Here is a 13683-nt window from a genome sequence, read left to right on the forward strand (position 1 = left end):
GGTGACGGGGCGTGTCACTAGGCGGCTGTGTTGTTGCAGGTCAGGTGGTTGCGGGTGTGGCGTCGAAGATGCGGGGCGGTTCGGTGATCCGCAGTTTCGTGAGCAGGGCCTTCTGGGGTTGGGACAGCTCGGTGCGCTGGGTGAACGTGCCGGCGGGGCCGGTGAACACGCCGAGGTGCAGCCGGTCGATCTCGGTGCGGATCGCGGTCCAGGTGCGGCCGGTCTCGGTCTCGGCGACGCGGATGAGCAGCAGGGCCAGCCAGCAGAGCAGGATGTGGGCGCGGATGCGGTCCTCGCGGCGGTGGAACACCGGGCGCAGGTCGAGGGTGGTCTTCATGTCGCGCCAGCCGCGTTCGACTTCGAGTAGTTGCTTGTAGCCCAGGGCGATGTCCTCCGCGCTCAGTTTCGGGTCGGAGCAGCGCAGCAGGTACTTGCCGTCGAGGCGCTGTTCGGCCTTGACCTTGCCTTGGTCGAGGCGTAGCAGGCCCTTGGGCGTGACGCGCAGGAACCGGTTCAGGCCGGGCTTGGTCGAGATCACGCCGCGGAGCTCGGCGCGTTTGGTGGCCGACAGCCGGTCTGTGTCGTCGATCAGGTCGGTGAGCTGGGCGAGCAGTCGGGTCCGGACGGCGGCGTCTCGGTCGGCGGCCTCGGGGTTGTAGCAGATGACGAACCGGTCGTCGGTGTCGATGTTGACTTCCTTGACCTGCAGGTTGTCCGCGACGGTGGCGTAACGGCCCTGCCGGGCCAGAGCCTGGTCGGCTTCGCTGGTGCCGGCGCGTAGCTTCTCGCCGAGGATGTAGTGCCCGCCGCCCTGTTGCAGGAAGCGGCGGTTCTCGGCGGAGGCGAAGCCGCGGTCGGCGACCCAGACGATGCGGGCCAGGCTCCACTCGCGCATGTCGGTCTTGACCTGCCGGATCAGGGCGGAGTCGCCGGTGTTGCCGGGCCAGCACCAGACACGCACGGGGATGCCGGTGCGGGTGACGGCCATCCCGACCACGACCTGGGGCAGATCGTCGCGGGAGTCCTTGCTCTTGCCATGGGTGCGGAACCCGGCCTGCTTGACCGCCGCCGGATCGTCCTCGGCCACGACCCGGCCCTGCTGGTCACGCCACAGCGGTTCGTCGGCCTCGTCGAGTTCGAAGTAGGTGCTGGTGGTGTCGAAGAACAGCAGGTCGACTTCGAGGTTGAGTAGGTCGGCGATCTGGTCGTAGACACCGCGGGTCAACGCGGGCTCAACCTCGATCAGCTGGTCCATCGCCCGGTAGCAGGCGTCGTCGGTGACATGTGGCAGGCCGGGCAGGTGCACGTCCTGGCAGACCCAGTCGGCGGCGGCCAGCTTGCTCGACGGCGCCAGAGCCCGGTTCGCGACCAGCGCGAACAGCACCCTTTCGACGTCGACCTCCCGGCGGGACGAGCCGACCAGCGGCCGCAGGACGGTGTCGACGCGCAGCCGGCGCCACAACCCGTCGAGCAGCCACGCCCCGCCCAGCGGACGGGACTCCAGGAACGACAGGCCGGCCGGCGCGGCCGCGGCCAGGGCGTCGGCTGGGGCGAGCAACCGCGACAACGCGTCGACCAGGCGGCGGATACCGGCCACGTCGAGCTGGTCCTCGCGGCCGAACGAGTACAACACCCGGGTCTTGGACGCCTTCGCGGCCGGGTCCCACTCGTTGTGGGCCAACTGCAGGTAGCGGATCGTCTGCCCGTCACGGGTCTTGCGTGTCGACGCCTTCACGTACACGAGGCACGACCGTACACCGACTATGAAACCACGCATAGATCAGCAGCTCATGGAAGTTATCCACAGGCAGGCGTGTCACTAGGCGTTTTCGCCGTTCCCGCCAGGCTGCAACGCCCTGACCTGCACCTTCACACCGCGACGCCGACTATATCGACGCTGAGCTGCGGAACGCAGGATCCCTGGCTTCCAGTCGGCGAGGACTCCGCTGGTGGTCAGGTCAACGAGCAATGCGCATATGGCCTCGTGACGGGCGCCGCGGATGCGGATCCGCCAGTACGGGTGTTTGCGCAGGAACCACCAGCCGGTCTGCCCGTCGAGTTGGTCGAGGCGCGGAGCGACCTCCGTCCGGAGCACGGCCTCGGCGGTGTTCCAGTCGACCGGCTTGATGTGGGCATGAAGCCAGGTGTCGTTTTGGCGGCGGTGCAGAGCGGTGAGTCCGGCGGTGCGGTAGGTCTGCACGGCCGCTTCGACAACGTCTACGTCGATGCCGGCCTCGGCAGCCGCGGTGACCATCGGAACGCCCTCGAGGACCGCCTCCACGATAGCGGCCATCCGATAGGGGTTGATGGTCAAGTGATCAGTAGACATGCGTCCCACCTGGTGCGAGGAGGTATGTTCGTGCACGCGGTTTCCGACGCGAGAGAGCAGCCGGAGCGGCCCTTGAGGAATCCAGCGTGGTCGGGGCTGGGGACGCGCCGGAGGCGTTCAGCCAGCGCGGGAAGCTGCGCGGCGATGTCAGTTGTGCTGGCGTCTCGGGCCGCCCGGTAAGCGGTCGCGTGGAGCCCAGCGAAGCCGTGGCAGATGCCAGGTTCGGTGAGCCGGTCGAGTTGAGTGCGGGTCAGGCTGGCCGCGAGCGCGGCCTCGGCTGCTGCCTGGCGAGCGGGTTGGTTGGTGGCGATGGCGGCGAGTTGGAGGGCTCGCGCAATGCCGGGCGGGCCGTAGCACCACGAGGGCCTGCCGGGGCTCTCCTGCACGGGGCGGCCGGTTCGGAGGTCGTCGCGGGTAAGCCACTGTGGCCACCACGGTCCGTGGGCGCTGTCCTGCTGCCACCGGTCGAAACAGGCGCACAGGCGCTCGATCGCCTCAGTCTGCCCGTCGACCTGCCGGCCGTCGCGTAAGGCGAGGGCGAGCAGGGCGAGCAGGCCAGCGGCACCGTGGGCCATTCCGAGGTTGGCGTGGCCGCCAGGAGTAGGCAGCGTGGGGTCGGGGTCGTGATCGACCCACCAGCCGGGCAGTTGCTGCGCGTCGCAGGTGCGGGGTTCGGTGAGCCGCGTGACGTAGGTCAGCAGGTCGCCGAGTTCGTCGCTGTCGGGCAGGTCCCGGAGCAGGAGCGCGCCGAGCCCGGTGAGGCCGTAGAACAGGTCGTACTCGGCGAACGTTGCGGCGGTGCCGTGTCGCAGGCGGTCGTCCCCGTTTGTGAGGCGTTCCCGGATGAGCCGCCGGACGTGCGGGGTGAGGTGTTGCCGGGCGGCGGCGTACCGGTCGTGGCCGTCGGTGGCGGTGGCATTGAGTGTGAACAGGATGGCGGGTGCGCCGTAGTACAGGCCCGCGTGACGTCCGGCGTCGATAGGACTGCTCGCGGCCTGCGTGACGAGGCGGTGCGCGGCCTTCCAGTTTGCGGTGCCGTTCAGGGCCTGCTCAATCGCCAGGAGGGCAGGCCCGACGCCTCCGGTAGCGAGCGACTGACCGTCGGCTTCGTCAGCCGCGGTGTTGGGCTGCTCGCTGGCGGCGGTCATCGGGTGCCTGCCGTTGCCAGGCAGCGCATCGCTGCGGCTCGCGCGGCGTGGTTGGTGGCGCGCTCGAAGTCGGGGTCCACGCCGACCGCGCGGACGTGGTGCTCATGCAAGAGAGTCCGCAGCACGGTGGTGGGATCGCGCTGCGGCAGTAGGCACGTGTGGTAGGCCGCAAGGGCGCGGTCGTGGGCCTGCCATGCGGCGGCGGTGGTGTCCCCGCCGGGCAGGGCCCGTAGGCCGTGGTAGTCGCGGGTGGGGTCGGCCAGCTGACGGGCCAGGTCGGTGATCCCGCGCTCGGCTGGTGCGGTGGCGTGCTGGAGGCAGGCCAGCAGGTTGCGGTAGCCGGTGTGGGGGTCGGGAGCGAAGGCGGCGGCGAGTCGTGCCATGGAGGCTGCGGCGAGCGCCTGCGCTGGCGTGCCGGCCTTGTCGGCGGTGCGGAGTTGGGCGATGGCGGCGGCGGTGTCGGCGGCGAAGACCTCTTCGGCGGTGTCCAGGGCGGGGCCGTGCCCGTAGCGGGCGGGATGCTGGTGATAAGGGGCGAGGATGAGCTGGGCGGGCAGCGCGCGGGCGGCGAGGTCGGCGGCGAACTCGGAAAGGGCTGCGCAGGCAGCGGCGTGTGCGGCGGGTTCGGCGAGCCGGAGGTACAGGGACAGGTGCTGGTCGGCTTCAACGCGGATGGTGTCGCGGTGTCGCCTGATCCACCAACGCTGGAGGCCGAGGCCGGCGAACTGGTCAGCCAGTCGTGGTAGGTGGGTGGCGAGTAGTTCGTCGAATCGGGCCGGCGCGCCGATGAGCTGAGCGTGGAGAACGGCGGAGGTACCGGGCCGCAGCGTCTCCCCTGGGGGTGCGGTAATGGGAAGGCGTCGGGCCGGCGGCGCGGTTGGTGTCATCACGGTAAGGAATTCGACCCGTCGGCCGTTGGTCCAGCCGTGGCCCTCGATGGGGGCGTCTTCGCGGATTTCGAGTCGGTCGACGCCGCTGAGCCGGGCTCGAAGCAGTGCGCGGTCGAGCGGGTGGTCCAGGTTGAGGGGGAGCCGTAGCTCGCTGTGGCAGGCCACCACGCGAGCGGGTACGCGCCACCGCCGCCGCCACTCGGCCAGGGCCACGCCCCACAGGTCTTCGGCGTCCCCTACATCACCTGCCGTGCGGGGAGGGAGGTCGCGGGAGGTCAGGAGCCAGCGCGCCGGGGCGAGGATGACCCGGCCGTGGCGGATGCGGGGGACGTAAGGCAGGTTGCGGGCGGCTGCGCCGTGATCGAACGGGCCGAAGGCGATGCTGCGGGCGTCGGCGACCTCCGCGAGGAACCGGGCCAGCGGCGGGCTCTGCACGATGGTGTCGAGGGCGTGCGGGATGTGCGGGATGATCCGGCAGCCGGTAGGCCGGTGGACGAGGTACATCTGCTCGCCGTCGACCGTCACGGCGACGTCGTCCAGGCGGATGTCCGGCTCGTCCGGCTGTTCGGAGAGCGGCAGCACGATGGGCAGGATGCGGCCGACGCGCGTGACGTTCTGATTACGCGGCAAGCGAGGCGGGAACGACAGCTGCGCCGTCACGGCCTCGTCAGCCTCAGCGGTGAACGAGGCCGTAATTTGCGCTTGCTCCGTCGCGTCGAGGAGGTAGGCGAATCTGCCGGCCATGCTTGACGGGGTGCGGGGGGCGCCGGTTATCTGCAACGTGAACTCGCCTCGGTCAATGGCGTCGGTGGTGGTGGCGTACACGGCGAAGCCCAGCTCGACCCGAGGTGGCGGAACGGCGGTGCGGTGATCGCCAACGGTGAGCGCCCTGACGTCCGCGTCGGTGAGGCGGATCTCGTCGGCACCGTTGAGGAGCGCCTGCTGGATGAGGGCCTGCAGGTGCGTGTCACGTTCGGTAATGACCCGCCAGGCGGGACGGGCGCGCGGTGCACCGAGAAACCCGGTCGGGTAGCCGAGGCCGGAGTCGGCGAGCAGCTCCCGCACGGGCACCAGCGCGCCGGGGCCGTAGCGTTCCCGGAAGCGGGCGTGGTAGTCCAACCACGCCACCGTCCCGAAAGGCTGCGTGCTCAGGCGCATCAGCAGGTCGACGGCGCGGGCCGCCTCGTCCAGGACCGGCGGCGGGATGCTGATCTGGGCGTCGAGGCGCATGTCGATCGCGAGCTGATGCTCTGCGTCGGGCGCCAGCGAAGTCATCGGCTCGGTCGCCGCAGCCCGGACGAGCAGCGCCTCCGAGCCATCTACCTGCACGTTGTGCTGCGTCAGCAGTTGGCGGATCGTGCGAAGCCGGTCGAGGCTGCTCGCCACCTCGGGCAGGTCGGCCGCACCGGCGCTGCTGAGGACGTCGATGACGTGCGTTAGGCCATCTACGGCGGTCATGGGTGGGCGAAGGTTGGTGATGAGGAAACCACCATCGATCAGGCCATGCAGCATCGCCTCGACGGTGGGGACCGGCACCTGAGGCACTTCGTGGGCGATCCGTGCGAGGAGCTGATCGAGGCGAATCGGGCACGCCCCGAGCCGTAGAGCCAGCCCTACCGCTGCCGTGTTCCTGGTAGACGTCTCCCGCAGCATTCCCGGCGTCCGCTGCCCCACCGGGGACCGAGCGGCGACGATAGCGCGACCGTCACGCACGACAGCGGCGCTGTCTGCCACCACGAGCAAGCGCTGCCGCAGAGCAGGATGGGCTTCCAGCCGGTCCACGACGCGCGTGAGCCATTCGCCATCTACCCGCGCCACCGCTCGGTGCCGATCCCCTAGCTTGGCGGAGGCAGGACCGACGGTCGCGGTCGTGATGCCAGCGAAGACCCCGAACGGAGTGGTCCGCCGCTGCCACCGCAGTAGGTAGCCACACGTTGCGAGGACAGCCCGACGGACGGCGGCGGCCGTCGCACTCGACGCACCGCCGGAGATGAGCTGGTCGACCCTACGAGCCAGGTCGGGGCTGGCCAGCGAGATGCCGTCGCTGACATCCGGCCTAGCCCATTGCTCGGCCAACCAGGCGAGACCAGCTTCGGCGCCGGCCGCGGGGCCGATCAGGTCCACTCCCGGCTCGCAGGCGAGGTCACCCGGGTCGGTGCTAGCTCGAACCAGTACCGGGCCGACCGGTCGGAAAGAGCGCTGGGGCAGCATTCGGACGCCTCCTGCCGCGAGGAAGGGGTGGGGCCGCCGGAGCCCGCACAGCGCGGGCTCCGGCGGCACTGCTACTGCGTTGCGTGGCCCGAGAATCAGGCCGGGTCGTAGGACGACGTGGCGCAGGCGCTGGTGCCGCAGCTGCTTCCGCAGCCGTCGCTCGTGCTGCACGCCATGGTCACCAGCGGCGTGGTCGCCTCGACCACCCGCATGTCGAGCACGAAGTCGTCGTCGGTGACGACCTCGGTGTCGATCGGCGGGGCGTCGAGGACCGCGGTCGGCGGAGCCATCGACATCACTCTCCTTCCCTAGAGGGGCTGTGGTGGTGCCACCTGGTCATCAGGACCAGGAGATCGAGATGACGCCGTAGGTCTTGTCCATGACGGCGGCGTCGGAGGGGATGTGGGTGTGGTCGCTGTCGGCGGGCCAGTAGCCGAAGCGGGGTTCCACGTCGCGCCCGTCGCGGTCCCAGGCGCGGATCTGCTCGACCATCGCGGCGGCGGCCCGCTCGCCGTCCGAGCCGAAGGCACGGGCCCCGAACTCGAACCCCTCCCCCTCGGGCGCAGGCCGCAACGCCAGGTAGGCGAAGCCCGCGCCGTGGACGACACCGAAGGGAAACCAGAGGCGCTCGGCAGCCAAGTCGGTGCCCTCGTCGGCAGCGAGGCGGCAGAAACCGGGCAGGAACCACGCGAACCACAGATGCAGGTCGGCGAACGACACCCCGTTGCCGATCGTCACGCCAGACCACAGCTCAGCGCGCCCGCCGGCAAGGACGCCGTCGAGACGATCCAGGTGATCGGGCACGTCGGAGTCGAACAGGAGCCGCACGTGCCGGCCGTTGATGTCAGGCATGAGAAACACCCGGTCCGGGTGCGCGCCGTCGCCCTGCATCGGTACGAACCCGGCGACTTCCACCGATCTGCTGACCAGGTGGTCGCCGTCGCGGCGGAAGCCGATCGTCCTCGTGACCGCGTTCATGATCAGGGGCAGGACGATCACGCCGCCTTCGCGTAGTTGGTCGAGCAGGGCGGGGGCGATGTCCCACGCCCCGACGGTGACGATGATCGCGTCGAACGGCCCCTCGTCGGGCACGCCGTGCTCCGCGTCGGCGACGAGGACCCGGACGCGGCTGCCGTAGCCGTTCGCTTCGAGCAGCGTCGCGGCCCGGTCGGTGACCTCCGGGTCGATGTCCACACTCACGACCCGACCTCCAGGGCCGACGATCTCGGCGAGGTACGCGGCGTTCAGCCCACCGGAGCCGACCTCCAGCACCGTCATGCCCGGCGCGAGTTCGGCCTGCTCCAGCATCCGCGCCTGGATGTAGGCCGCGGACACCGACGAGATCGCCACACCGTGCTCGTCGCGCTTGGTCACCACCGAGCTGTCGAAGCCGTAGGCGACATCGAGATCGGTCCCGGCGGGCATGAACCGCTCGCGCGGCACCTGACGCACCGCCGCCTCCACCAGCTTCGAGGTGATCTTGCCCTGGGCGTACAGGTTGCCCACGAGGGCGGCGCGCAGCTCAGCGGCGCGGTCCGCGGCGGATCTTGTGTCGGTTGTCTGGCTCACTCGCTACTTCCTCTTCCTCAAGCGGATCGGGGCACATTGGGCCTTGCTTCCGCTGGCAACGGTTTGGACGGCGTCGATGGTGCGGCCGGTGTGCGATTCGGGGCTGGGTGGCCGGCGGCAGGGGGAACGGGGGTGCCCCGCTGCCGCCGGCCCGTGACCGGCCATCCGTGGTCACCCCTGACACGGCGGCCGGTCGGGTAGCCGCCTCGCGGCGACTACGGGTGAGGGCTGAAGGATCTCGGGTCTCCCCAGCCCTGGTCTCGTGGAGTGCGGGTCAGAACTCCGGGGCTCGTTTTGCAGCCGGGACCGCCGCGACAAGAAGGGTCGCGGTGGCGGCGGCGAGAGTACTGGTGCTGGTGCTCATCACAGGTCCTGGTCGTTCCTCAGGCGGACGGAACAACCGTCTGGATGCGGGGCAGGAGTTGCGCAGCCTCGCCAATGACGGCCTCTTGCTGAGGGGTGAGGGGTTCGGCGGCGTAGCCGGCGACGACGGCGGCGAGAGGGTCGGTGACGTGGGTGGTGGTGCCGGTGAGTTCTTCGAGGAACGCGAGGGCGCAGTAGGGGGTGTAGAAGGGGCTGTAGCCGCCTTCGTGGGCGGCGATGAGCCGGCCGTGGCAGAGCCGGTCGGCGGCGCCGACGAGCAGGCGGGTCATCTCGCGGTAGGACGCGGCGGTGAGCATCTGCCGGGCGAGGGGGTCGAACACACCCGCGTCGAAGCCGTTGGCGAGCAGGATCAGGTCGGGGGCGAAGCGGTCCAGCGCCGGCAGGACCACCTGGTGCATGGCGTGGAGGTAGGCGGCGTGGCCGCTGCCTGGTGGCAGGGGGACGTTGAGGGCGTAGCCGGTGCCGTCGCCGGTGCCGTTTTCGTGGGTCCAGCCGGAGTCGGGTGGGAAGCAGTTGGCCTGGTGCAGGCTGATGGTGAGCACGCTCGGGTCGTCGTAGAAGATGGCTTGGGTGCCGTTGCCGTGGTGGGCGTCCCAGTCCACGACCGCGACCCGGGCGAGCCCGAGTTCGGTCTGGGCGTGGCGGGCGGCGACGGCGATCGAGTTGAACAGGCAGAAACCCATCCCCTGGCCGGCGGTGGCGTGGTGGCCGGGCGGGCGGACCAGGGCGTAGCCGTTGGTGATGTCCCCGTGGGCGGCAGCGGTGACGAGTTCGATCAGCCCACCGGCGGCGAGGCGAGCGATGTCGTAGCTACCGTGACCGACCGGAGAGAAGCCGTCTCCGGCGTCGCCACCGCCGCCCCGCAGCTCGCTTTGGATCTTGATGTGCTGGACATAGGCGGCGGTGTGGACGCGCGTCAGTTCCGCGACGGTGGCCCGTCGAGGCTCGATGACCATCAGCTCGCCCAGTAGTCCGGAGGCGTGGATCAGCTCGTGGACGCGTCGCTTCGCCTCAGGGTTCTCGACGTGCACCGCGGGTTGGACACCGGCGGTCGGGTCTGCGGGCAGCAGGCCGGCGCTGGTGCCGGTGTCGTGCCACAGGTACTCGGGGTGAAATACGTAACCGGTGGTCATGATGGTTGCCCTTCGTCACTCAGGAAGCTGGTGCTGGTGTGGTTAGTGCGCGGAGGCGTTGGCCGGCGATGCCCGCCCGGGTCGGGGTCGCGGGATCGGTCGGGATCGCGGTCGGATGGCGGCGGCGAGGTCCGCGACGAAGGCGTCGACCTGGCCGGGGGTGATACCGGGCATGCAGATGAGGTGGCTCGTGTCGCCGTCGGTGGCGAGCAGCCACTTCGCGCGCACCGGTTCGGGAGGTGTGGGTAGGACGACGGTGAAGGCGTGCGGGTGTCGCCAGGCGGGCCAGCCGATAGCGTTGAGCTGCTCGGTGGTGTAGGCCGCGAGCCGGCGGGCCTCGTCGGCCCGCCAGCGGTGCCCTTCCCGGCCGTGGGCGGCGATGGCGTGCCAGAGCAGCGCGGCCGACAGGCCGCAGCGGGAGCCGGTGATCGTGGTGTCCGCCGTGGCGGTGTAGGCGATGCGGCTGCCTGCGGCGCGGAGGTGGTCGCGGATGAGGACGATGCCGCACGGTGTCGGTGTGCCGAAGAATTTGTGGCCACTGATCGCGACGCTGCCGATGCCGCTGGCGTCGTCGAGGCGCAGCCGGCCGTCGAGGGCCAGGGGGATGCCGGACAGGGCCGCGTCGACGTGCAGGTGCCCGCCTGCGTGGTGTGCGTCGAGGACCGCGCGGATGCGAACGGGATCGTCGACCGCCTCGGTCATGGTGGTGCCGGCGGTCGCGACGACGATGGCCGGGAAGCGGCGCCGCCGGTGGAGTTGCTCGGCGAGGTGCGCGTAGTTCACTTCCCCGTCGAGCTGCGCGTGGATCGGGACGCCGTGAGCGCCGAGTAGACGCACTACCTTGGCCACCGAGTAGTGGGCGGCAGCCGAGTAGTAGATCCGTGCCGTGGGGTCCCGCCGGTGCGCGGCGTGCAGGGCGGACAGGTTGCCTTCCGTGCCGCCGCTGCTGACGTACCCCCACCGGTCGTCGGTGGGCATGGCGAGCAGGTCGGCTACCCACGAGATGACGGCGCGTTCCAGCGCCCGGGTGTGAGCGATTCCGCCCTCGTCGGCGGGGTCGCCGATGTTGTTCCACAGCCGGCTGCCAAGGCGTGTCATGACCTCGGTGTAGTCGAGGTCCACAGCGCCCGGAAACCCGATGCTCGTGCCCGCCGCGGCGTCGGCTTCGCGGACGAGGTGATCAAGGACGGCCGTAATGTCGACCGGCGCGCGGCTCAGGTCCGCGGCGTCGGTGAGGTTCAGAGTGTGGGTCACGCCGGCCGCCCGTGCAGGTGCGCGGTGAGGGTGTGGTGCAGGACGCCGAGGTGCCGCCACACCGCTCGGGTGGCGTCGTCGCCGTCCTCGGTCAGGTGCTCGTGCCGGTTGTAGTAGGTGACGCGGTCCGGGTCGAGGGTGCGGTTGCAGCGGATGCCGTCCACTCCGACGCGCGCGTGCGGGTCGCGGTCGATGTGCAGGGCGGTGCCGTCGGTCAGCAGCACGTACGCCTGGCCTTTGAGGTCGAAGACCGACAAGCGGCGCCCGGTGGCCGGCAGGTCCCGAAGAGTGTGGGCGAGCTGGTACCAGCGACCCTGGTCGGAGTCGAGGGTGCTGACACCGACGCCGACGTAGGTCGACCCACTGGGCAGACTCATGTCACCGCCGTTGACCATCGAGCCGTCAGGACCGAGGGGATGCCAGCGACGCCGCGCGGAGGCCGCGCGAGCGATGTTGTCACGGGCTACACCGTCGAGGTCCGCCAGCAACCTCGGGAGGTTGTCCGCGTCCGGGGACGCCAACCACAGCCGGTAGGCGGTGTGCAGCCGGTAGCCGTGCGGCTCGGCCGGCGCGTCGGAGACAAAGAACAGCATCACCCCGTGCGGGCCGAGCGCCTCGCGCCCGCCGAACCGCTGATCGGCCTCGACCATGTGGCCGGTGTTGATCCGCTTGGATCGGTACGCGACCTGCTTACGGAGGTCGGCCCACCGGCGGACTTCCAACGGCACCGTGTCGTCGCCGGGTCGGTGTTCGTATGCCGAGGCGGGCGCTGGCGGCGGCACCGGATAGGTGGTGGGGGCCGGGGTGATCGTGGCGTCCGGCGGCCGGGGGTAGTCGGCGGGTGTGTGCGCCGTCCCGTAGCCCGTCCCCGGCCGATGGGCGGCATGCTCCGGCCCGTGGGCCGGATGCCCCTGCCCAGCGGCGGGCGGGATCACCGACGGGTGATCCTGTCGCCATCCGGCCTCGACTGGACCAGCGCTGTAGTGCCTGCCTGACTGCGGTGGCGTGGGCGCGTGGGTCATCATCGTCGCTCCCTCGTCAGATCGAGACGTTGATCGCGTCGGGAACGGAGTGCGTCGTCGGGGTGCCCCGGCCGATACCGGCGTAGACCTCCGCACGGGACCGCCGCAAATGCCCCGCCCACAGCCCGCCAACAACAGCGAACACGGCGAGGATCGCAGGCAACAGCAACGGATACAGCGACCCCGGGGCGGCACCCAACAGCGAACCGACGTTGCCGACCATCAGACTCAGCAGCACCAGCCCGCCCACCACGCCCAGCACGGGAGCCAGTCGCCACTCCCACATCCCCGGCCTCGGACCGCGCACGCTCACCGGTGCGGTCATCGCCGCCACGGACGCTGCCAGCAGCAAGCACAACAAGCCCAGTGCGCCCAGCGTCGACAGCCACGTGAACATCACAGCGATCGGATCGGTCCCGGCGAGGGCGAACGCACCCACCACCAATGAGGCGATGGCCGTCTGGGTCAACGAGCCGCCGCGCGGCGCGCTGACCCGGGTCGCGCTGCCCGTGCGAGCGAGCCCCGGAGGCAGGACTCCTTCGCGCGCCATGGCGAACACGTACCGGGCCACGACGCTGTGAAAGACGAGCTTCGAGGTGACGATCGCCAGCACCAGAAGCAGCTCCGCGAGCGGAACCCACCAGCCGCCGAGGCGTTCCAGAATCGAGAAGGGCAACCCGCCCGCCGGGTCAGCGGCCACCTCTCCGACCGCTTCGGGGCCGACTGCCACGCCCATCGCCCACGCCGCGAGGGCGTACACGCCGCCGAGGACGATCACCGCGCCGATCGTGGCCCGGCCGACTGAACGGCGGTCCACGGCTTCCTCAACCATCGAGCCCGGAACGTCAACGCCCATCAACGCCGCCACCACGAAAGCCGCCGCGCCGCCGACGCCGCCAACCGCGAGTCCCCTGGCGTCGAAGCCCGCCCACGACAGCTCCCCGCCCGCCGGCTGTCCGACGCCGGCGAGGACGAAGGCTGCGACGATCAGCAGCGACACCACCAGCACGGCCACCAGGACCCGAGTGGACAGCACGATCGCCCGCACACCGAACGTCCCCACCACCGCCACAGCGAGCCCCGCCCACACCCACCACACCCCGCCGAGCTGGGCCGCCAAAGTCGCCCCGAACAACCCGTACAAGCTGATCTGGATGGAGTTGTAGGCAGCCAGGGCGACCAGGCCGGCGGCAACGCCCCAGCCGCGTCCGAGGCTGTTTGCGAGAATGCCGTAGTAGGCCGCCGGGTGTCCCACCTGCCGGGCCATCGCCGTGTACCCCACCGCCAGCAACGCCACCACCCCGGCCACGAGCACGAACACCAACGGCAGCGCCGTCACCTGTGTGGTCGCGTACGTGGCGACGATGCCTCCAGCGAGCACCACCATCGGAGCCGACGCCGCCGCCCCGAACACCCACAAACCCACTGGAGTCAACGTCCGGCGCGCCAGCGCCACCTGCATATGCGTCGCCCTCACCGCTGCCCCCGATTCGGGGAGTCCGGGCATCCCGCAAGCCGGCAGCCGTCAACCGGGTGCCGGTCCACGTCGGTCACATTCGCCGCGACGAGGTACACCGCCGCCGGTCGGACCGGGCCGCGACGCCAGTAGCCCCGATCACGATCGAGACGGCACCGCGCAGTCTCGACGTCAGGGGTGAAACCGAACAGATCATGAGAGCCGCTGGCCCACTCGCGCCGAATCGCGTACCCCCACGCGAACTCGTCCGACGTCACGTCTCCCGC

10 protein-coding genes are annotated in these 13683 nt (G+C 70.5%); all 10 read right to left on the minus strand.

The window, feature by feature from the left end; all coding sequences use genetic code 11:
* Positions 1 to 40 precede the first annotated feature (40 nt).
* Positions 41 to 1741, minus strand: coding sequence for an IS1634 family transposase (locus tag C569_RS0125445; RefSeq protein WP_018788558.1), 1701 nt, complete (start codon positions 1739 to 1741; stop codon positions 41 to 43).
* A gap of 78 nt (positions 1742 to 1819) precedes the next feature.
* Complete coding sequence (locus C569_RS31020; RefSeq protein WP_196806781.1) at positions 1820 to 2314, minus strand: hypothetical protein; 495 nt, start codon at positions 2312 to 2314, stop codon at positions 1820 to 1822.
* On the minus strand, positions 2311 to 3477 hold the full coding sequence (locus tag C569_RS0125455; RefSeq protein WP_018788560.1) for a lanthionine synthetase C family protein: 1167 nt from the start codon (positions 3475 to 3477) through the stop codon (positions 2311 to 2313). Before C569_RS0125455 ends, C569_RS31020 begins: the two co-directional genes overlap by 4 nt.
* The gene (locus tag C569_RS0125460; protein WP_018788561.1) at positions 3474 to 6491 is read right to left on the minus strand and encodes a lantibiotic dehydratase; all 3018 of its coding nucleotides are present in this window, start codon (positions 6489 to 6491) and stop codon (positions 3474 to 3476) included. The genes C569_RS0125455 and C569_RS0125460 overlap by 4 nt, the downstream gene beginning before the upstream one ends.
* Before the next feature lie 182 nt (positions 6492 to 6673).
* The gene (locus C569_RS0125465) at positions 6674 to 6868 is read right to left on the minus strand and encodes an FxLD family lanthipeptide (RefSeq protein WP_231394888.1); all 195 of its coding nucleotides are present in this window, start codon (positions 6866 to 6868) and stop codon (positions 6674 to 6676) included.
* Between the two features lie 49 nt (positions 6869 to 6917).
* Positions 6918 to 8147: a methyltransferase, FxLD system gene (gene fxlM, locus C569_RS0125470; protein ID WP_018788563.1), complete on the minus strand. Its 1230-nt coding sequence runs from the start codon at positions 8145 to 8147 to the stop codon at positions 6918 to 6920.
* A 383-nt stretch (positions 8148 to 8530) separates the two neighbouring features.
* Positions 8531 to 9664, minus strand: coding sequence for a class II histone deacetylase (locus C569_RS0125475; protein ID WP_018788564.1), 1134 nt, complete (start codon positions 9662 to 9664; stop codon positions 8531 to 8533).
* A 42-nt stretch (positions 9665 to 9706) separates the two neighbouring features.
* Positions 9707 to 10918, minus strand: a complete 1212-nt coding sequence (locus tag C569_RS0125480) for a histidine decarboxylase (RefSeq protein WP_018788565.1) — start codon at positions 10916 to 10918, stop codon at positions 9707 to 9709.
* Positions 10915 to 11853: a hypothetical protein gene (locus tag C569_RS32645; RefSeq protein WP_018788566.1), complete on the minus strand. Its 939-nt coding sequence runs from the start codon at positions 11851 to 11853 to the stop codon at positions 10915 to 10917. The genes C569_RS0125480 and C569_RS32645 overlap by 4 nt, the downstream gene beginning before the upstream one ends.
* A gap of 103 nt (positions 11854 to 11956) precedes the next feature.
* Complete coding sequence (locus C569_RS0125490; RefSeq protein WP_018788567.1) at positions 11957 to 13402, minus strand: APC family permease; 1446 nt, start codon at positions 13400 to 13402, stop codon at positions 11957 to 11959.
* Positions 13403 to 13683 lie beyond the last annotated feature (281 nt).

It is taken from the genome of Micromonospora sp. CNB394, assembly GCF_000374985.1.
Lineage (GTDB): Bacteria > Actinomycetota > Actinomycetes > Mycobacteriales > Micromonosporaceae > Micromonospora > Micromonospora marina.